The sequence below is a fragment of the Micromonospora sp. DT4 genome (genome assembly GCF_049841675.1).
Taxonomy (GTDB): Bacteria; Actinomycetota; Actinomycetes; order Mycobacteriales; family Micromonosporaceae; genus Micromonospora.
Genome location: NZ_JBNCKT010000007.1, coordinates 1 through 18517, shown reverse-complemented (window position 1 = coordinate 18517; position 18517 = coordinate 1). Strand labels below are relative to the sequence as shown.

General features: G+C 72.5%; 20 protein-coding genes. 14 read left to right on the top strand and 6 right to left on the bottom strand.

The features are described from left to right. Positions 1 to 6: 6 nt before the first annotated feature. From ACLQ24_RS04465 to ACLQ24_RS04450, 4 genes are all read left to right on the top strand, one after another. Positions 7 to 780 (top strand): methyltransferase domain-containing protein, encoded by a 774-nt coding sequence (locus ACLQ24_RS04465; protein WP_425889117.1) that lies wholly within the window; start codon positions 7 to 9, stop codon positions 778 to 780. Between the two features lie 42 nt (positions 781 to 822). Beyond that, positions 823 to 1989: an acyl-CoA dehydrogenase family protein gene (locus tag ACLQ24_RS04460; protein ID WP_425889116.1), complete on the top strand. Its 1167-nt coding sequence runs from the start codon at positions 823 to 825 to the stop codon at positions 1987 to 1989. Between the two features lie 85 nt (positions 1990 to 2074). Continuing rightward, complete coding sequence (locus ACLQ24_RS04455; protein WP_425889115.1) at positions 2075 to 3133, top strand: type III polyketide synthase; 1059 nt, start codon at positions 2075 to 2077, stop codon at positions 3131 to 3133. 33 nt (positions 3134 to 3166) lie between these two features. After that, positions 3167 to 3805 carry a hypothetical protein gene (locus ACLQ24_RS04450; RefSeq protein WP_425889114.1) on the top strand — a complete coding sequence of 213 codons (639 nt, stop codon included), beginning with the start codon at positions 3167 to 3169 and terminating at the stop codon, positions 3803 to 3805. 4 nt (positions 3806 to 3809) lie between these two features. Here ACLQ24_RS04450 and ACLQ24_RS04445 read toward each other — a convergent pair whose 3' ends face one another. After that, positions 3810 to 4487: a hypothetical protein gene (locus tag ACLQ24_RS04445; RefSeq protein ID WP_425889113.1), complete on the bottom strand. Its 678-nt coding sequence runs from the start codon at positions 4485 to 4487 to the stop codon at positions 3810 to 3812. A 329-nt stretch (positions 4488 to 4816) separates the two neighbouring features. On the opposite strand from ACLQ24_RS04445, the gene ACLQ24_RS04440 reads away from it, so the two are divergent. From ACLQ24_RS04440 to ACLQ24_RS04425, 4 genes are all read left to right on the top strand, one after another. Beyond that, positions 4817 to 5302, top strand: a complete 486-nt coding sequence (locus tag ACLQ24_RS04440; protein WP_007073334.1) for a CarD family transcriptional regulator — start codon at positions 4817 to 4819, stop codon at positions 5300 to 5302. A 56-nt stretch (positions 5303 to 5358) separates the two neighbouring features. Continuing rightward, on the top strand, positions 5359 to 6054 hold the full coding sequence (gene ispD / locus ACLQ24_RS04435; RefSeq protein WP_425889112.1) for a 2-C-methyl-D-erythritol 4-phosphate cytidylyltransferase: 696 nt from the start codon (positions 5359 to 5361) through the stop codon (positions 6052 to 6054). A gap of 778 nt (positions 6055 to 6832) precedes the next feature. Beyond that, positions 6833 to 7318: a 2-C-methyl-D-erythritol 2,4-cyclodiphosphate synthase gene (gene ispF, locus ACLQ24_RS04430; RefSeq protein ID WP_425889179.1), complete on the top strand. Its 486-nt coding sequence runs from the start codon at positions 6833 to 6835 to the stop codon at positions 7316 to 7318. 10 nt (positions 7319 to 7328) lie between these two features. Next, positions 7329 to 8357, top strand: coding sequence for a tetratricopeptide repeat protein (locus ACLQ24_RS04425; protein WP_425889111.1), 1029 nt, complete (start codon positions 7329 to 7331; stop codon positions 8355 to 8357). Here ACLQ24_RS04425 and ACLQ24_RS04420 read toward each other — a convergent pair. Beyond that, positions 8354 to 9520: a homogentisate 1,2-dioxygenase gene (locus tag ACLQ24_RS04420; protein WP_425889110.1), complete on the bottom strand. Its 1167-nt coding sequence runs from the start codon at positions 9518 to 9520 to the stop codon at positions 8354 to 8356. The two genes, ACLQ24_RS04425 and ACLQ24_RS04420, sit on opposite strands and share 4 nt — an antisense overlap. 94 nt (positions 9521 to 9614) lie before the next feature. Here ACLQ24_RS04420 and ACLQ24_RS04415 point away from each other — a divergent pair, with 94 nt between their 5' ends. The 6 genes from ACLQ24_RS04415 (at position 9615) to ACLQ24_RS04390 (ending at position 14524) form a co-directional block, all read left to right on the top strand. Further along, positions 9615 to 10484, top strand: a complete 870-nt coding sequence (locus tag ACLQ24_RS04415) for a hypothetical protein (protein ID WP_425889109.1) — start codon at positions 9615 to 9617, stop codon at positions 10482 to 10484. Further along, positions 10481 to 11677 (top strand): fumarylacetoacetase, encoded by a 1197-nt coding sequence (fahA, locus tag ACLQ24_RS04410; protein ID WP_425889108.1) that lies wholly within the window; start codon positions 10481 to 10483, stop codon positions 11675 to 11677. The genes ACLQ24_RS04415 and fahA overlap by 4 nt, the downstream gene beginning before the upstream one ends. 232 nt (positions 11678 to 11909) lie before the next feature. Then, positions 11910 to 12119, top strand: a complete 210-nt coding sequence (locus ACLQ24_RS04405; protein ID WP_425889107.1) for a DUF397 domain-containing protein — start codon at positions 11910 to 11912, stop codon at positions 12117 to 12119. Between the two features lie 134 nt (positions 12120 to 12253). Then, positions 12254 to 12736, top strand: a complete 483-nt coding sequence (locus tag ACLQ24_RS04400) for an SRPBCC family protein (RefSeq protein WP_425889106.1) — start codon at positions 12254 to 12256, stop codon at positions 12734 to 12736. A gap of 87 nt (positions 12737 to 12823) precedes the next feature. Then, positions 12824 to 14080 (top strand): PQQ-binding-like beta-propeller repeat protein, encoded by a 1257-nt coding sequence (locus ACLQ24_RS04395; RefSeq protein ID WP_425889105.1) that lies wholly within the window; start codon positions 12824 to 12826, stop codon positions 14078 to 14080. Positions 14081 to 14170: 90 nt separating this feature from the next. Then, on the top strand, positions 14171 to 14524 hold the full coding sequence (locus ACLQ24_RS04390) for an LPXTG cell wall anchor domain-containing protein (RefSeq protein ID WP_425889104.1): 354 nt from the start codon (positions 14171 to 14173) through the stop codon (positions 14522 to 14524). A 67-nt stretch (positions 14525 to 14591) separates the two neighbouring features. Here the strand turns inward: ACLQ24_RS04390 and ACLQ24_RS04385 are convergent, their stop codons facing one another. The 4 genes from ACLQ24_RS04385 to ACLQ24_RS04370 all read right to left on the bottom strand — a co-directional run bounded on the left by ACLQ24_RS04385 (position 14592) and on the right by ACLQ24_RS04370 (position 18406). Next, positions 14592 to 15515, bottom strand: a complete 924-nt coding sequence (locus ACLQ24_RS04385; RefSeq protein WP_425889103.1) for a hypothetical protein — start codon at positions 15513 to 15515, stop codon at positions 14592 to 14594. A gap of 127 nt (positions 15516 to 15642) precedes the next feature. Next, positions 15643 to 16197 (bottom strand): hypothetical protein, encoded by a 555-nt coding sequence (locus tag ACLQ24_RS04380; protein WP_425889102.1) that lies wholly within the window; start codon positions 16195 to 16197, stop codon positions 15643 to 15645. A 134-nt stretch (positions 16198 to 16331) separates the two neighbouring features. Next, complete coding sequence (gene hisC / locus ACLQ24_RS04375; RefSeq protein ID WP_425889101.1) at positions 16332 to 17435, bottom strand: histidinol-phosphate transaminase; 1104 nt, start codon at positions 17433 to 17435, stop codon at positions 16332 to 16334. Beyond that, positions 17432 to 18406: an RDD family protein gene (locus tag ACLQ24_RS04370; protein ID WP_425889100.1), complete on the bottom strand. Its 975-nt coding sequence runs from the start codon at positions 18404 to 18406 to the stop codon at positions 17432 to 17434. The genes hisC and ACLQ24_RS04370 overlap by 4 nt, the downstream gene beginning before the upstream one ends. Between the last annotated feature and the right edge of the window lie 111 nt (positions 18407 to 18517).

Sequence of the window (18517 nt, the reverse complement as noted above, 5' to 3'; positions counted from 1 at the left end):
GGTGCCATGCGAGACGTGGCCGCTGCCGCGGCGTCCACCGCTGAGCGGGTGCTGCCGCGCAACGACCCGCGCCAGTACGACGACCTGGCCGGCGAGTGGTGGCGACCGGATGGCGCGTTCGCGATGCTGCACTGGCTGGCCGAGGCCCGCGCGGCGCTCGTGCCGCCGGCGAGGAGTCCGGACGCGGTCCTGGTCGATCTGGGCTGCGGCGCCGGTCTGCTCGCGCCGCACCTCGCCGGCAAGGGGTACCGGCACATCGGGGTGGACCTGACCCGTTCGGCGCTCCTCCAGGCCGCCGAGCACGGCGTACGCGTGGTCCAGGGCGACGCCACGGCGGTGCCGCTGCCCGACGGGTGCGCCGACGTGGTCTCCGCCGGTGAGCTGCTGGAACATGTGCCGGACTGGCCGCGCGCGGTGGCCGAGGCGTGCCGCCTGCTGCGCCCGGGCGGGCTGCTGGTGCTGGACACGCTGAACGACACGGCGCTGGCCCGGCTGGTCGCGGTGCGGATCGCCGAACGGCTGCCCACGGTGCCCCGCGGCATCCACGATCCACGGTTGTTCGTGGACGCACGGGCGCTGGTGGCCGAGTGCGCCCGGCACGGTGTCGAGCTGCGCCTGCGCGGGATCCGACCGCAGGTCGGGGGGATGCTCGCCTGGTTGGTGCGGCGCGCCCGCGCCGCGCGGACGCCGGGTGTGCCGTCGACGGGCCGTGTGCCACGCATCGTGCCGACCCGGTCCACCGCCGTGCTGTACCAGGGCCAGGGGGTCCGCAGAGGATAGTCGGCCCGTGGCGGGGGTATGGGACGCCGAGGAAGGAGCGATATGACGGTGCACGCGCTTGAGGCGGCCCGCCGTTTGACGCCGCGGTTCGCCGCGCGAGCGGCGGAGCACGACCGGGACGGCTCCTTTCCGGTCGAGGACTTCCGTGACCTGCGGGAGGCCGGCCTCTTCGGGTTGATGGTCCCCCGCGCGCTGGGTGGTCAGGGCGCGAGCTTCGCGGAGTACACCGCGGTGGCCACCGAGCTGGCCCGGGGCAACGGCGCGACGGCGCTGGTGTTCAACATGCACGCCTCGGTGACCGGCGCGCTGGGCGCGGTCACCGAGGAGCTGGCCGAGGCCCTCGGTGTGCCGGACGAGGCGCTTGTCGCCCGGGACCGGTTGCTCACCGCGGTGGCCCAGGGCTCCTGGTACGGCGTGGCGATGAGCGAGCGCGGCACCGGTGCCCGGCTCTCGCAGTTGAGCACGGTCTACGAGCAGACCGACGGCGGTTGGCACCTCAAGGGCAGCAAGACCTTCTGCTCCGGGGCCGGACACGCCGACGGCTACCTGGTGGCCGCGTGCAGCTCCACCGACCAGTCCGTGGTGTCGCAGTTCCTGGTGCCGGCCGGTGGCGGTCTGACCGTCGAGCCGACCTGGGACGCCCTCGGCATGCGCGCCACTTCGTCGCACGACCTGCACCTGGACGTCACCGTGCCGGGTGACCGGCTGCTCGGCGGGGTCGAGGGGTTGGCGCTCGTGGTCGCCCAGCTGATGCCGCACTGGTTGGTGGCCAGCTACGCGGCCGTCTACGTGGGCGTGGCCCGGGCGGCCATCGATGCGGCGGCCGAGCACCTCAACGCCCGCAACCTGACCGGCCTGCCGGCGGTGCGCTCGCGGCTGGGCCGGGCGGACGCGGCGACGGCCGCGGCCGAGCTGGCGGTGGCCGAGGCTGCCCGCCGGGTGGACGACGCGCCGGGTGACGCGGAGACCAACCGTTGGGTGTGGCGGGCGAAGCTGCTGGCCGGGACCACGGCCGCCGAGGTGGCGGCGTCGATGCTGGAGGCGGCGGGTACGTCGGCGACCCGGCGTGGTCATCCGTTGGAGCGGCTCTACCGGGATGCCCGGTGCGGTTCACTGCACCCGGCCACCTCGGACGTCTGCGCCGACTGGCTGGGCATCGCCGCGCTGGGCGGGGACCCGGACCGCGACGGATCGGCACCGCGTTGGTGAGCCGGTGTCGCGGGACACGCACGGGGAAGGAGCCGGCCGCGGTGGCCGGTGGGACGGCCAGGGGGAGGACAGCGTCTGACGAGAGGTGGGGATCGTGTCCGTACCAGTGATCGCGGGGCTCGGGACAGCGCAGCCGCCGTCCGCTTCGCAGGACGAGTTGTGGGAGGGCTTCTTCGCCAAGCACTTCTCCGGCAGCACCCGGGCGTTGGCCGAGCGGATCTTCACGAACTCGGGGGTGACCCGACGTCAGGCCGCGGTCAACCCGCTGCTCGAGGATGTCTCGGACTGGCCGACCGAGCGCCGGATGCGTCGCTACCAGGTGGAGGCGCTGCCGCTGGGCAAGGAGGCGGTGGGGCGGGCGCTGACCGCCGCCGGTCTGGACGCCAGCGACATCGGGATGTTCATCGTCTGTTCCTGCACCGGGTACGCCACCCCGGGGCTGGACATCCTGCTCGCCCGCGACCTGGGCATGGCAGCGGACACCCAGCGCATGTTCGTCGGCCACATGGGTTGCTACGCGGCGCTTCCCGGGTTGGGCGCGGCGAGTGACTTCGTGACCGCCCGGGGCCGGCCCGCGTTGCTGCTCTGCGCGGAGCTGACCAGTCTGCACATCCAGCCGTCCACGGCCCGGGTGGACACCCAGCAGATCATCTCGCACGCACTCTTCTCGGACGCCGCCGTCGCCGCCGTGGTGGTGCCCGGCGGCCGGGGGTACGCGTTGCGCGAGGTCGCGTCGGTCACCGACACCTCGACCGCCGACCACATGACCTGGGACGTCACCGACGCGGGATTCCGGATGGGGCTGTCGTCGAAGGTCCCTCAGGTTCTCTCCCGGCACGTTCGCGGTCTGGTCGACGACCTGCTGGCCCGGTACGGCGGCACCAGCTCCGACGTGGACGGCTGGGCCGTGCACCCGGGCGGGCCGCGGATCCTCAACGTGGTTGAGCGGGAATTGGCCCTGCCGCCGCAGGCGTTGGCCGCGTCCCGCGCGACCCTCGACGAGCACGGCAACTGCTCCTCGCCGACGGTTCTGTTGATCCTGGACCGGTTGAGTCGTTCGACTCCGCCGCCCCGACGGGTCGTCATGCTGGCGTTCGGCCCGGGCCTCACCCTGTACGCCGTCCTGCTCGATCGACAGGAGTGATCGTCCGCGACCCTCGACCGGTACGCTCCTCGCATGGATGCGGGGGCGGATGACCGGTTGCGTTCGGCGGTGCTGGTCGGTGTGGCCCTGGCCGCGCTCGCGGTGGGGGGCTGGTGGTGGCGTGCGGCCGCTCCCGCCCCGGCGGCCGGGCCAGTGAGCCCGCCGGTGGTCGCGCCCAGCGTCAGCACCGAGTTGGAACGTTCCCTGGCCCGTCTCGCGCCCGAGGAACGGGTGACGGTGCGGGTTGATCCGCAGACGGGTGAGGCCGTCCGGGTGCGCAGCGACCCGCGGGTCGTGATCGACCCGGAGACGGGTGCGATCGCCGACATCGAGGACGGCGTGGGGGTTCTCGTCCCCGGGAGCGACCTGCCCCTGTTCCGCGAGACGATCTGGAGGGAGCAGCGGGAGCTGGCACCGGGCGAGGAGCGGACCCGGCAGGCGTCCGACGACGGCGCTCGCTATCTGCTCCAGTACCGCTGCACCCGGCCGGGCACGCTGGCGGTGACGAGCACCGGGGCGGCGATCGCCGGTCCACCGCGCATCGACTGCGACGGCACGCTCGCCTCTGCCGAGGTGCTGCCGGGAGGTGGGCTCTTCCGGGTGTCGCTGTCGGCCGTCGGCGACTGGCCCATCGACGTCCAGGCGCAGCTCGTCGCGCTGCCCCCGTCGTAGGCGCTCAGCGGGCCAGGGCGGTCAGATCGTCCTGGTACGCGTCGACGGGCCCGACGCCGGGCAGTACGCGCGTCACCACGCCGCTGTGATCGACCAGCAGCGCGTTGGCGGCGCCGGGGCCCAGGAACGAGCGCAGTCCGCCGGCGGGGTCGGCCAGCGCGCGGACGCCGTCGAGCGGCGGTGCGGTGGCGACGGCCCGGCCTTCGGTCACGGTGACCACCGTGACGCCGGCGGGCGCCGCCGCCACGGCCTCGGTGACGACGTCCGGGCAGCCGCAGTCGTCCACGAGGATGATCATGGCGGGGAGCAGGCCGCGCAGCGGCACGGGCGCCTGCCTGGCGTCGACCAGGTCCAGCGCGGGCAGCGCCTGGCCGGTGAGGGACACGGGTGGCGTGGAGGGAGCCGGGGTGGGTCGGTCGGTGCCCCGGCCGGCGCGCGGCCAGGTGACGGCGAGCAGGCCGGTCAGAGTGGTGAGCACCGCCACCAGCAGGACGAGCAGCGGCAGGGCGAGCGCCCGGCGTCCGGCGTACCGGCCGGTGGCCCGGCGCAGCTCACGGCGCACCTGGGCGGCTTCGCTGGCAAGGGCTGAGGCGTCGTCGGGAACGACGATGCGGCCCCACTCGGGCGGTAGGTCGGGCAGGCCGTCGGGTGGCCCGTGGCCCTCTGCGTCCGGCTTGCCCATCGGACCCCCCAGGAAGCGTCTCGAGAGCGGAGTGTGGCTCGGACTCCAGGGTCCCGCACGGGGGGCGCCTCCCGCTACATCTGGGCGCGGTCCCGCACGCCGGGATACCATGGGAGGAGCGCATAGCCCTTGATCTAGACGTTCTGCTCACCCGCATCGGGAAGTCATCCGATCGTCACGGAGCGTGTTCGAACCATCGGTTTGACCGCCTGTCAAGCTGAAGCAAGACCTCTCACAGGGCCCCTGAGCTGCGCCAACGGTCAGGACATCGGTGAGACATCGTTGCCTGAGCGTGTTACCCTAGACACAGCGAAAGGGGTTTCGAACCTATGGTTTTCAGTGTCGGCGAGACCGTTGTTTACCCCCACCACGGGGCCGCACTCATCGAGGCAATCGAGACTCGGGTCATCAAGGGCGAGCCCAAGCAATACCTCGTCCTGAGGGTCGCGCAGGGTGACCTGACGGTCCGGGTGCCGGCTGAGAACGCCGAGATCGTGGGCGTTCGCGAGGTGGTCGGCGAAGAGGGCCTCGGTAAGGTCTTCGACGTTCTCCGGGCTCCGCACACCGAGGAGCCGACCAACTGGTCGCGGCGTTACAAGGCCAACCTGGAAAAGCTGGCCTCCGGCAACCCGCTGAAGGTCGCCGAGGTCGTGCGTGACCTGTGGCGCCGGGAGCGGGAGCGGGGCCTCTCCGCAGGCGAGAAGCGGATGCTGGCCAAGGCCCGCGACATTCTCGTCGGCGAGGTCGCGCTGGCTGAGAAGAGCACCAAGGACGAGGCGGAGACGCTGCTCGACAAGGTCCTCACCGAGGCCTAGTCCGCACAGCATCGTCGTACCCACTTCGTAGCGAAGAAACCACCGAGGACCGCGACGTGACCGCGCAGCTCAACCCGCGCGGTGACGTCGCGGTCCTCGTGCCTGCGGCGGGTGCCGGCGTACGGCTCGGTCCCGGCCGACCCAAGGCGTTGCGCCTGCTCGCCGGCGAACCGCTGCTGGTGCACGCGGTGCGCCGGCTCGCCGCCGCCGCATCGGTCCACACGATCGTGGTGGCCGCACCCGCGGCCGAGGTGGCGGGTGTCCGCGAGCTGCTGGCCCCGGTGGCACCGGTGACCGTGGTGGCCGGTGGCGCCGAACGGCAGGCCTCGGTCGCCGCCGCGCTCGCCGCCGTGCCGGCCGGCCCGACGATCGTCCTGGTACACGACGCCGCTCGCGCGCTGACCCCACCCGAGCTGGTCGAATCGGTCGCCGCCGCAGTCCGGAACGGCCAGGCCGCGGTGATTCCGGTCCTGCCGGTCGTCGACACGATCAAGGAAGTCGGTGCCGGCGAGGTGGTGCTGGGCACCGTCGACCGATCCGCCCTGCGTGCGGTGCAGACCCCGCAGGGCTTCCGCCGGTCGGTGCTGACCGCCGCGCACGCCGCCGCAGGTGATCCACTCACGGACGACGCCGGCCTGGTCGAGAAGCAGGGCATTGCGGTGACCTGTGTGCCCGGCTCGGAGTATGCGCTGAAGATCACCCGCCCGTTCGACCTGACTCTGGCAGAGCATCTGCTCGCCGCCGGCGGCTGACGCGTCGTGGCTCAGATATCACTCGTCGTGGTGGTCCGTCGGAGTCTGTCGCGGACGACGTAACGCTGGCCCTGGGTGAAGGCGCTCCCTCTGTCCCTCGCTAGGTGGGGAACCGGCTTTCGTAGGGTGAGGTGGCCTTCCGCCCCCGGGCTCAGTCAAACCGAAGACCTGATAACGCCCGTCGGTCCAGCAGGTTTACCCAGAACCCGAAGCTCAGGCCGGCGATGACCTGATCGCGCTTCTCCTTGCTGCTGTTCTCGCTGCGCAACCGGTTGCGGACCTGCTAGACGCTCTGGTCGATGCTGTCCTGGACGGCCTTGTTGGCGCTGATCGGCAACAGGAACCAGGGAATCCCCGCTCGGCCTCGTCGAAATGCCTCTGCATCGCTATATCGATGGCATTTCGGACGACGACTTCGACGTAATGGAACGCCTCGAAGGACGCGGCGGACAACGCGACATTCCACTCGTAGAGCTCGCATGCCTTGCTGTGATCACCGCCGGCCGCATCGGAGGTGGGAGCCGAAGCGGCCGGGGGAGACCCACTGGGGCATGGTCTGCGGGAAGGGGTGCTGCGCCATTGTCAAATGATAGGGAGAATTGTGCCCGCGAGCGGTGGCTACACGACGTGTCCCCAAAAGATTAGAACCCCAGGCGCGTGCAATAGGCAGAGGCAACCTGGGGCGTTCGCGCCCAAGATGCCCCCGGTGTGATCGGATGTCAAGACCACTCGAGCGCGGAGTGGGGCGCAAGCTGTTCGTGGTGACGCGTAACCTCGGATCATGATCGTTCCTCGGGTGGCCATCGGCACCGATGTGCACGCGTTCGAGCCCGGACGGCCCTGCTGGGTGGCCGGCCTGCTCTGGCCCGACCAGGACGGTCTGGCCGGGCACTCGGACGCCGACGTCGTCGCCCACGCCGCCTGCAACGCGCTGCTCTCCGCCGCCGGTCTCGGCGACCTCGGCTCCGCTTTCGGGGTGGGCCAGCCGGAGTGGGCCGGGGCGTCCGGAGTGGCGCTGCTGACCGAGACGGCCCGCCGGGTGCGGGCTGCCGGCCTGGAGATCGGCAACGTGTCCGTGCAGGTCATCGGCAACCGGCCCAAGATCGGTCGCCGTCGGGAAGAGGCCCAGCGGGTGCTTACCGAGGCCGTCGGCGCACCCGTGACCGTCTCCGCCGCGACCACCGACGGGCTCGGTTTCGCCGGCCGTGCGGAAGGTCTGGCAGGCGTCGCGGTGGCCCTGGTGTACGACGCGCCGGCCGCCTAGGCTCGCCGCGATGTCCACCGACCCCGCCCCGGACCGGTTCGCCGCCGACGGCTACCTCGAACGCGCTCAGCTCCTCGCCGAGCTGGGCCGCCACGACGAGGCGGCCGGCGAGTTGACCGAGGGGCTCGCGCTGAAGCCCGCTGACCCGCAAGCCCTCACCATGCTGGCCCGGGTGCATCTCGCCGCCGACCGGCCGGTCGACGCGCTCGGCGCCGCCGACTCGGCCGTGGCCGCCGCACCGGATGCTCTGCCGGCGCTCGCCGTGCGGGCCATGGCGCTGGCCGACCTGGGGCGGTACGCCGACTCGGCGGCCGTCGCCGACCGGCTGCTGGCGCTCGGGCCGACCGACGCGTACGCCCAGCGCAGCGCTGCGGCGATCCTGGCCGACGCGCGCAACGGCCAGCCGGCGCTGAACGCGGCCTGGCGCGGGGTGGAGCTGGCCCCCCAGGAGCCGCAGGCGCATCTGGTGCTCAGCCTGGTCGCGGCTCGGCTGGAGCTGTTCGACCTGACCGAGCGGGCCTACCGGGAGGCGCTGCGGCTCGACCCCCGTCTCACCGAGGCCCGGCACGACGTCGGCGTCCTGCGCCTGGAGCAGCGCCGCTGGTCGGCGGCTCTGGAGGAGGTGGCGGAGACGGTGACTCTCGGCCCGAGTCGGATCGACTCTCCCCGCACCCTCGCGTACGGCCTGCACCGCCTGGTGCTCTACGGCGCGGGCTGGTCACTGGTCGCCGCGGTGGTGGTCGCGTTCGCGGCGTCGACGAGCGACGGGTTCTCCCGGGTTCTGGCGGTGCTCGCCGCGCTGACCGGCGGTGTCGTGGTGTGGCAGCTCGCGGCTCGGCTACCGGGGTTCACCCGGACCGTCCTGCCCGCCATGCTGCACGCCGACCGGACGATGGCCCTGGCGATCTACGCGGTGGCCGCCGCGCCGCTGCTGCTGCTCGTGTACGCGGTGGTCGGTTCGCCGTGGCCGCTGGTGCTGGCGATCGTCGCCACCGCGATAGCCGAGTTCGCCATCTTCAGCAGAACAGTCTTCCGCTAGCCGCGACGTGCCCACGTCCAGGCGTACCCCTCGTCCTCGCAGGCGCGTGCCGCGTCGCAGAGGTCGAGGGGGCGGAAGGTGTCGACCATGACGGCCAGCTCGTCGAAGTAGTCCGCGCCGATGGAGCGCTCGGCGGCGCCCGGCTGGGGGCCGTGGGTGAACCCGGACGGGTGCAGCGAGATCGAGCCCTGCTCGATGCCGGAGCCGCGCCGGGCCTCGTAGTTGCCGCCGGTGTAGAAGAGCATCTCGTCGGAGTCGACGTTGTGGTGGTTGTACGGCACCGGGATCGACTGCGGGTGGTAGTCGACCTTGCGTGGCACGAAGGAGCAGATGACGAAGTTGGGGCCCTGGAAGGTCTGGTGCACCGGCGGGGGCTGGTGGATGCGGCCGGTGATCGGCTCGAAGTCGTGGATGGAGAACGCCCACGGGTAGAGGTGCCCGTCCCAGCCCACCACGTCGAAGGGGTGGCTGGCGTACACGTGGCGGGTCCAGCCACGGCGATGCCGGACCAGGACCTCGACCTCCTCGCCGTCGACGAGCAGAGGCGTGTCCGGGCCGCGCACGTCGCGTTCGCAGTACGGCGAGTGCTCCAGGAACTGCCCGCGTACGGAGAGGTAGCGCTTGGGCGGGCCGATGTGTCCGGATGCCTCGACGGTCAGCAGTCGGACGGGCGCGTCGCCGGTGGGGACCAGCCGGTGGATGGTCGAGGTGGGAATGACGACGTAGTCGCCGGCGACCGCGTCCAGGGCCCCGAACGGCGACTCGACCCGCATCGTGCCCGCCTCGACGTACAGGCAGTGGTCGCCGGTGGCGTCGCGGAACAGCGGCGACGGGCGGTCGGCGAGCACGTACCCGATGCGGACGTCGTCGTTGGCGAGCAGGTGCTGCCGGCCGAGGATCGGGTCGGCGTCACCGGCGTCGAGCTTGTGGGTGCGCAGGTGGCGGGGCTTGAGCGGCAGGTTCGGCGTCCGGGTTGACGCGGGCGGGGTGAACTCGTCGGCGGCGAGGATCGCGGTGGGCGCGTGCCGGTGGTAGAGCAGGGACGAGTCGGAGGAGAAGCCCTCCTGACCCATCAGTTCCTCGGCGTAGAGGCTGCCGTCGGGCTGGCGGAACTGGGTGTGGCGCTTACGCGGCACCTCGCCGACGCTGCGGTAGTACGGCATCTCGCCTCCCGATATATCTCGTTCACCGGGCGAAGGCGTCCGATAATCGGACGCTGTTGTCCGTTCCTCGTAGCGTCCCGTAGATTCTTGTTCCGTGTCAACGCAGGTGCCCGCGCTCCTTCATGCCCTGGTGGACGACGCCGCCGTCTTCCCTCCGGGCAGCGCTGCGCTGCGCGACGCCCTGAGTGCCCACCGCCAGCACCGCGCCGCCTGGTACGCCGAGCTGGTCGGCCCGCTGCTCGTCCCCGCCTCGGTCGTCGCATCCGGCGAGCTGATCGGTCTCGCCGACCCGGGTAAGGGTCTGGTGATCGGGCTGATCGGCGACACCGGGATCGGTCGTCTGCCCTTCGCGCTCTCGTTCCTCGCCCCGGACGGCGTGACCGCACGGCAGGTCGAGGTGGCGGTCGCCAAGCGGGGCGAGGACCCGATGCCCGGCATCGTCGAGCTGCTGGGGCTGACCGAGGCCATGCCGGGCGTCGAGGCCGTCTACGCCGAGCTGCCGCTGACCTTCGGGCTGACGGGCGCCCTGGACGCGCTCGCCGCCGCCCGGGCCGACGGCGTACCGATCGCCGCCAAGTTCCGCACCGGTGGCCTCGCCGCCGAGCTGTTCCCTACCCCGGCCGAGCTGGCGGCGGTGATCTGCGCCTGCCGCGACCGCGCCCTGCCGTTCAAGCTCACCGCCGGGTTGCACCAAGCCGTGCGGCACCTCGACCCGGAGACCGGGTTCACCCACCACGGCTATGCCAACGTGCTGGCCGCGACGCTCGCCGCCGCCGACGGGGAGAGCGTGCGGCTGGTCGCCGAGCTGCTGGCCGCGCTCGATCCGCGTCCACTGCTGGAACGCGTCGACGGACGGCTGGACGCGGCGCGCCCACTCTGGGTCGGCTTCGGCTCGTGCAGCATCCTGGAACCACTGACCGATCTGATCCGGCTGGGGCTGGTGAACGGGGGCTACGACGCATGACCTGGGTGAGCGGCGTCGACGGTTCGCCGTACGGCGTGACGAACCTGCCGTACGGGGTGTTCTCCCCGCGCGGGGAGGAGCCGCGGATTGGCGTACGCATCTCCTCGTGGGTGTTCGATCTGGCCGGGGCGGAGGCTGCGGAGCTGGTGCTCGCCGCCGACACGCTGTGCCGGCCCACCCTCAACGACTTCATGACGCTCGGGCGTCCCCACTGGACGGCTGTCCGTCAGCGGATCGTGGAGCTGCTGACGGACGCGACGCACCGGCCGGCGGTCGAGCCGCTGCTGGTACCCCTGGACGAGGTGGAGTTGCTGCTCCCGTTCGAGGTGGCCGACTACGTCGACTTCTACTCCTCGGAGCACCACGCGGCGAACGTCGGGCAGATCTTCCGCCCGGGTCAGCCGCCGCTGCTGCCCAATTGGAAGCACCTGCCGATCGGCTACCACGGGCGGGCCGGCACCGTCGTCGTCTCCGGCACCCCGGTGGTCCGGCCCACCGGGCAGCGGGCGTCCGCGGAGGGTCCGGTGACCGGCCCGTCGGTACGCCTCGACATCGAGGCCGAGGTCGGCTTCGTGGTCGGTGTGCCCAGCACGCTCGGCGACCGGGTATCGGTGGACGACTTCGCCGACCACGTCTTCGGGGTGGTGCTGGTCAACGACTGGTCGGCCCGCGACATCCAGGCCTGGGAGTACCAGCCGCTCGGCCCGTTCCTCGGCAAGTCCTTCGCCACCTCGGTCTCGGCCTGGGTGACGCCGCTGGAAGCGTTGGCCGACGCCTTCGTGCCGGCGCCGGACCAGGACCCGCCGGTCGTCGACTACCTGCGCGACGTGCCGCACCTCGGGCTCGACCTCCGGCTGGCGGTCGAGTGGAACGGCGAACGGGTCAGCGAACCGCCGTTCGCCGGCATGTACTGGACGCCGGCCCAGCAGTTGGCGCACCTCACCGTCAACGGCGCGTCCCTGCGCACGGGCGACCTGTACGCCTCCGGCACCGTCTCCGGCCCGGACCGTTCCCAGGTCGGCTCGTTCCTGGAACTGACGTGGGGCGGGGCCGAGCCCGCCAAGGTCGGCACCGACAGCCGTACCTTCCTCGCCGACGGCGACACCGTCACCATCACCGCCACCGCGCCCGGTCCGGACGGCACCACTATCGCTCTCGGCGAGGTGACCGGAACGATCAGGCCAGCCCGCTGAGCTGCTTGCGCTCTGGCACCTGAGCTGCTGCCCGTCGGGCCGTCTCGTCGCGTCGGCCGTCTCGTCGCGTCGGGCCGTCTCATCGACGAGACTCGTTATCGCACCGTCTGTGCGATAACCAAGTGTGGTTACCCCGTTGATCACGCGGATCACGTCGCCCCGCCACTCCCACAGGTCGGAACTTCTCCGGCCCGGGTGGTGGGGCGTCCCGACGCACACGGAGGTAACGACGATGCACGATCTCACCGGAGCGCTCTGGCGCACCAGCAGCCGATCCAACGACCAAGGGCTCTGCGTGGAGGTGGCGGACAACCTGATCGACGTGATCGGCCTGGTCGCGGTCCGCGATTCCAAGGACCAGAGCGGCCCCACACTGGCTGTCAGCCCGCCGGGATGGACAGCGTTCGTCGGCGCGATCAGGTCCGGTCGCTTCGAGCGCTGAGCGGTGTCGCACCGGTGAAACGGTGCGACATGGCCGCCGAAAAGGGAAGACGTGGCCCCCGGGTGGTGGAATTTCCGTCCGGGGGCCTCGTCCTGCCCGCACCGCGCGTACCGTCGACGGCACGGGAGGGTGGCATGTCGACGGTCGCGGTTACCGGTTTCATCGAGGCGCATGCTGTCGATGTCTGGTGCCTGCTGACCGACCTGTCCGCCCGGGTCACCCGGCTGGCCGGGGCCGACCCCGTCGAGGTGCTGACCCCGGGTCCGTTCGGGCCGGGCACCGCCTGGCGTGAGGAGCGCGTCCAGCCGGGCGGCGGCACGATCACCGAGGAGTTCCTGGTGGTGGAGGCGTTCGCGCCGCAGCGGCTGGTGCTCTGCTCCTCCGGCGCTGGTGCGGACTACCGGATCACGTGGAGCCTGCGGCCGGTCCGCCGTCACCGTCGCCCGCGCACGGCGGTCACCGTCACCCAGGAGGCGGTGCCCACCGACCCGTACGGGCGGGTGGTGGCACTGCTGCTCGGTGGCCTCGCCGCCCGCGCGGTCGAGGTGGCACTCCGGCGTGACCTCGCCGACCTGGCCGTCGCGGCCGGCGCTCTCGGCTCGCTCGAAGCGGCCTGACCTCCCGCCCCGCCAGGAGCTTGACCCGCACGACCTGGCCGGGCTCCGACCCGCCGCGCTGGGTAGGGTGCCGGGCGGAGGTGCGGCATGGGGTTCCCGAGGGGCCGGCGACGGCTCGTGCTGGCGGTGGCGGTGCTGCTCGCCGTGGCGGCCGTTGCGGTCGTCGTCCACCGGGTGCTCGCGCCGGCCGAGGTGAGTACGCCGGCGCGCGGCGACTACCCGGCGACGCCCCAACCCGCGCCCGGTGTGGTCGGTCGGCTGCCGGTCGCCCCGTTGATCGTGGACGGGAGGCTGCGGGTGTACGCCGCCCACCGTCAGGTCTATGCCGACCGGCCTGTCGACGGGCGGCACCGGACCACGCCCTACTGGTCGTACCGGCGCTGGCCGGCGGGGCTGACCGGGGTGGTGGCGAGCGGCAGCACCGTGGTCAGCCGCTGGTCGGACGGCCGGTTGGTCGCGCTCGACGCGTCCACCGGCCGGGTGCAATGGAGAGCCGACGGCCCGGTGCCGGTGCGGAGCACGGCGGTGGTCCGGCGTACCGGCGCCGCCACGGTCTGGAACCCGAGCGGCCTCTTCCTCACCGACCTACCGGACGGCCGGACCGTGTTGACGGTCACCGGGGACACGCAGGCGAGCGGGGTGGAGCTGTCCAGCGGCCGGGAGTTGTGGCGGACCGACCTGCCCGGCGACTGCCGCAGCGACATCGGCACCACGGCGACCGGGCAGTTGATCGGCCTGGACGCCTGCGCCGGGTCGGCCATGATCGAGTTCCGGGACGCCGCGACGGGTCTGGTGGGCGGGCGCTGGCGACCGCCGGGCGGTCCGGATGACCTGGTCGTGACCCCGCTCGGATGTCGTACCGGCCGGTCGGGCTGCCTGGCCCTGCGCACGGCCGGCCCGGGCGACGCCGGTGGCCGAGGTTGGGTGTTGGGCAGTGGTGAGCCGCTGGCCGCGCCCGCGTTGGACCCGGCGGGTGTCGCGGTGGTCGGCGAGCAGGCCGTCGGCGTCGTCGACGGGGTGGCGGTGGGCCGATCGGTGCGTTCGGGTGCCGAACTGTGGCGCCACACCGGCCTGGGCCCGGCGCGGGTGCTCACCACCCAGCCCGGCCGGGTGCATCTACTGACCGAGGCGAACGACCTGGTGACACTCGACCCGGTGAGCGGCCGTCTGCTCTCCCGCTCCACGCTCAACGTCGGCTCGGACGGTACGGGCTGGACGCCGGGGGCGATGTGGGCCGATGCGGGCTACGTCGCGGTGGAACGGCTGCGCGAGCCGGTCGACCCGAACGGCGGCGACCAGCGCTACTACCTGACCTCGGAGGCGGTGATCCTGGCCGCCACCTGATCGGGTCACCGGGCCATGAAACTTTCCCCCGTATCTGACCAGAAAAGGTACTTTTCTCACGGTTCGGATTCCGGTGAGAGGGGTCGGCGCATGGGCAGCAGGGCAGCCAGGTGGTGGGTCGGCGGCATGCTCGCCGCCACCGCGAGCCTCGTGATCACGGTGCCGCCGGCGCTCGTGTCGGACGAGACGTCGGCGAACGCGTTCGCGGCGGTGTGGGTCGCGCCGTCGGACGACACGAACGTCACCTTCGAGGTGGTGCCGGCGGCGCCGACCGTCACTCCGCCCACGCCCACGCCGACCCGGCACCCGCACACCCCGTCGCCCAGCCACGGTGGAGAGTTGCCGGTCACCGGCTCGGGTGGGTCGGTTCTGCTCCTCGTCGCTCTGGGCCTGACTCTGCTGGCCGTTGGTTGGCTGACCGCACGCCGCCGCCGATCCAGCTGACACGCATGTCGGCGGCCGGCCCGTGCTCACGCACCCCGCCGCCGTGTCGGCCGGGCCTCGACGGGCTTCAGCGTCCGGCCGGGACCCGCTCGCGGGGCGCGGCGGCAGGGGAGCGGCGGGACCGACGGGACCGGCGCATGAGCACCGCGAGGCCGGTAGCAAGCAACAGTGCCGCGACGGTCGCCCCCAGCGTCCAGGGGGACAGCATGCGGGAGGCGACGCTGCCCTTGCGGCCGGCCTGGCCCGGATCGGGGAACCGGATCTGTGCGGTCAGGTTCCGCTTCACCAGCCCGCTCTCCAGATTCACCTCGGCCTTCCAGGGACCGTTTGGCAACTCGGCGGGGAATGTGGCGATGACCTGCCCGGAGCCACCCGGTGGCAGCGTGACGCCCTTCCCGATCGGGAAGGGCCCGGCCCGGCTGCCAGCCGGACCGTCGCTCAGCGAAATCTCGCCGGTCAGGTCGACGGCACGGCCACCGGTGTTGGTGACCTGCACGGTCGCTGATGGCTTTCCCCCGGGGTCGCGGGCCGGGCGTACTTCGCCGATCGTGAAGTCCGAGGCCGGTTCGCCGCCCGGGCCGACGTCGAGGTACATCCGGACGCCGACCCGGTGGATTTGTTTGACCTCGCCGCTTGCCCGGGGAGGGGAGGTGGTGGACGCCCAGATCACCCCGTACCGCTCAGCCTTTGAGGCAGCCGGCGGCACGGCGATGGTCACCCGGATGCGGGCCTCGCTCCACGGCTCCAACTCCACGCTGCTGCGGTCGATGGTGGTCCACGACGTCAACTCGTTCGCCGTACGGCCCTCGCCGAACACGAACGTCGAATCTCTCAGGGTCGCCGCAGCCGGGTACACCTCGACGCGGCGTGGCTCTGCCGTCCGGTTGACGATCAGTAGTTGCCGCTTGATGGTGGTGCCCGGCGGTAGGTGGTCGACGATGTAGCGCAGCGCCCGGGGGTCGGCGCGACGGTCGGCTGGGGCCTCCAGCAACCGGATGCCGATCCTGCCCTCGTCCGATTCCGTGGCCGGCTCGGCCGCGCCGGCCCGAGTCGACAGACCCGGGCCGGCGAGGCAGAGCAGGGCGAGCGCGACCGCGATGGCCGACCGCCCCCGGCGGTCACGCCACCGAATGCGTCACCGTGCCGGTGTAGACGCCCGCGATGCTGTCCAGCGGAACGTTGACTACGAGGGTGGGGTTCCAGGAGGCGGTGTTCCCGCCGGTGCCGCCGGAGTGGGTGAACGCGGTGAGCGGGGTGACGCTGTCCAGTGGCGCCGCGTCGCCGGCGGTGACCTGCCCCGGCGTGAAGGTGCCGTTGCCGGTGGTGGCGGTCGTCGGACCGGACCAGTAGTCGATCTCGGACGGCAGGACCGTCTCGGGCGGAGAGCCGCCGCCGGTCTGGAAGACAGTCGCGGTCACCGTGGCCTCCCAGGAGGCGTCGGCCTCGCCCCGGGAGTCGGTGACGGTCACCGTGCCGAGTTGACCGGTAATGGTGCCACCAGGCGCGCCGGTGCCCAGGTCGGCGGTGGCCGGCGCGTCGATGTCGAGGGTGCCGGCGAGCACCTCGAAGGTGGTGGTCGTGGTGTCGGTGGGTGCTGCGGCGGCGGGTGCCGCGAGGAAGCCGACCGCCGCCACGGCGGCTGCTCCGGCGAGACAGATCTTGGCAGTACGCACTGTTCGTTACCCCGTTTTCTCGAAGTGAGCCGGCGCGGGTCCGCGCCGCACCGGCTACTTCGAAAGATAGGGTAAATAACACGCAAAAACGGACAAACACACCTTATGTCACTGGTTAGTCATACGGCGTCCGCTCAGGTCAGCGTCGCCTCCGCGGCGGACAGGAGCGCGTCGTTCTCGGCCGGGGTGCCGATGGTGATCCGAACGCCGTCTCCCGCGAACGGCCGGACGATCACCCCACGGGCCTCGCACGCCTTTCCGAACGCCACGGCCCGGTCGCCCAGCGGCAGCCAGACGAAGTTCGCCTGGCTGGTCGGCACGTCGGGCACGAACTTGCGCAGCGCCTCGGTGACCCGGTCCCGCTCGGCGACGACCAGCGCGCACCGACGCTCCATCTCGTCGGCCTGGGTCAGTGCCGCGAGCGCGCCGGCCTGGGCTGCCGTGCTGGTGGAGAAGGGCGTGACCACCTTGCGGACCGCCGCCGCCACCGCGGGCTGCGCGACCAGCCAGCCGATCCGCAGCCCGGCGAGGCCCCACGCCTTGGACAGGGTGCGCAGCACCGCGACGTTCGGCCGAGCGAGGTAGTCCAGGCCGTCGGGCACCTCGGGGTCGGTGACGAACTCCCGGTACGCCTCGTCGATGACCACCAGCACGTCGTCCGGCACGGCGTCGAGGAACCGGTCCAGCTCCGCGCGGCGTACGGCCGTGCCGGTGGGGTTGTTCGGATTGCAGACCAGGATCATCCGGGTCCGGTCGGTCACGGCTGCCGCCATGGCCGCCAGGTCGTGCCCGTGCCCGGCGTCGTTGGCGACGCGCACGCTGGTCGCGCCGCTGGTCGCCGCGATGATCGGGTACGCCTCGAACGACCGCCACGCGTAGAGCACCTCGTCGCCGGGCAGGCAGGTGGCCCGTACCAGGTGCTCGGCGAGCGCCACCGACCCGCAGCCGGTGGCGATCCGGTCGGGGTCCACGCCGTAGCGCTGTGCCAACGCGTCGCGCAGCGCGACGACGCCCATGTCGGGGTACCGGTGCGAGGCGGTGACCGCCTCGGTGACCGCCTCGACCACACCCGGCAGCGGCCCGTACGGCACCTCGTTGCTGGCGAGCTTGATGGCCTCCGGCAGACCCAGCTCGCGGGCCAGGTCGGCGGGGCTGCGCCCGGGCACGTAGCTGGGCAGCGCGTCCAGGTCGGCGCGGGTCAGTCGCACCGCCGGCTGGTGACGTCTGGAGTCGGTCATGGGGTGTCTCCCGAGGGCTGAGGGTGATCGTCGGTGGCGGGGGGACCGGTGGTGGCGGGGACCTCGACGACCACCGTCTGCGCGCGCCTGTCGTGCAGCGCCCGCCGCAGCGGGTGGTCGACGAGGGGGGACAGGGAGTCGACCAGTTGCAGCAGCAGGCCGAGCCCGAAGCAGTACCAGAGCAGGGTGGGCATACCCAGCGTCGTCCACCGGCGCAGCGCCCGGCCGAAGCCCAACGGCTGGTCGGCGGCGATGGGGACCGCGCGAATCCGCATGACCCGCTTACCGATGGTCTGTCCGTTGGCCGCCATGGCGGGCACCTCGTACGCCAGCCAGAGCGCGGTGGCGATCAGCAGGATCACGATCTGGAGGAGCCCGGCCTGCTCGCTGATCGGCGGCATCCCCTCGCTGGAGGTGTTGCCCTCCGACGCGCGCCGAAACGCCTCCCGCCAGTACGGCGCCAGTTCGTCCAGCCACCGCCAGACGAACCAGCCGTTGACCAGCACGTTCAGCGCGAGGACCAGAGCGATGTCGATCAGCCGGGCTACGAGTCGCCGCCCGTAACCGGCCAGCCTGAGCCCGTGCGGGCGGGGCTCGGGTGGTCGGCCGGCCCAGCCGGGGGCCCAGCCGGGGGCCCAGCCGGGCGGGGTGCCCTGTGGGCCCCAGCCGGGCGGACCGCCCTGTGGGCCCCAGCCGGGCGGACCGCCCTGCGGGCCCGGGCCGGCCTGCGGGCCGTGTCCCGGGTGCGCTGGCTGGCCAGGGTGCGGCGGCCAGCCCTGCGCGGTCTCCGCCGACGGGGAGCCGGCCGGGGCGGCCGGGGCGACCGGCACGGGCGGCGGCTCGGGCGGTGGCGGGCCGTCAGGCGGGGTCGCGTCGACGGGGATGGGCGCGCCGAGCCAACCCTCGCCGTCCCAGTAACGACGGGTCTCGGGGTCGGCGGGATCGACGTACCAGCCGGGATCCACACTCACGCCGACGCTCCGCTGCCGTACCTGCTGGTTCGCTCGCTCATTGGTGCACCCTTGTCTCACTCGGGCCGATCGGGGTTCGAGTGCACCGGTGACTGTCGGGCCATCGCCCAG

Coding starts and splice junctions, on each gene's coding strand:
- ACLQ24_RS04460 (WP_425889116.1), top strand. CDS start 823: ATGACGGTGCACGCGCTTGAGGCGGCCCGCCGTTTGACGCCGCGGTTC.
- ACLQ24_RS04400 (WP_425889106.1), top strand. CDS start 12,254: ATGTCGACGGTCGCGGTTACCGGTTTCATCGAGGCGCATGCTGTCGAT.
- ACLQ24_RS04425 (WP_425889111.1), top strand. CDS start 7,329: ATGTCCACCGACCCCGCCCCGGACCGGTTCGCCGCCGACGGCTACCTC.
- ACLQ24_RS04445 (WP_425889113.1), bottom strand. CDS start 4,487: ATGGGCAAGCCGGACGCAGAGGGCCACGGGCCACCCGACGGCCTGCCC.
- ACLQ24_RS04390 (WP_425889104.1), top strand. CDS start 14,171: ATGGGCAGCAGGGCAGCCAGGTGGTGGGTCGGCGGCATGCTCGCCGCC.
- ACLQ24_RS04450 (WP_425889114.1), top strand. CDS start 3,167: ATGGATGCGGGGGCGGATGACCGGTTGCGTTCGGCGGTGCTGGTCGGT.
- ACLQ24_RS04405 (WP_425889107.1), top strand. CDS start 11,910: ATGCACGATCTCACCGGAGCGCTCTGGCGCACCAGCAGCCGATCCAAC.
- ACLQ24_RS04395 (WP_425889105.1), top strand. CDS start 12,824: ATGGGGTTCCCGAGGGGCCGGCGACGGCTCGTGCTGGCGGTGGCGGTG.
- fahA (WP_425889108.1), top strand. CDS start 10,481: ATGACCTGGGTGAGCGGCGTCGACGGTTCGCCGTACGGCGTGACGAAC.
- ACLQ24_RS04465 (WP_425889117.1), top strand. CDS start 7: ATGCGAGACGTGGCCGCTGCCGCGGCGTCCACCGCTGAGCGGGTGCTG.
- ACLQ24_RS04440 (WP_007073334.1), top strand. CDS start 4,817: ATGGTTTTCAGTGTCGGCGAGACCGTTGTTTACCCCCACCACGGGGCC.
- ACLQ24_RS04420 (WP_425889110.1), bottom strand. CDS start 9,520: ATGCCGTACTACCGCAGCGTCGGCGAGGTGCCGCGTAAGCGCCACACC.
- hisC (WP_425889101.1), bottom strand. CDS start 17,435: ATGACCGACTCCAGACGTCACCAGCCGGCGGTGCGACTGACCCGCGCC.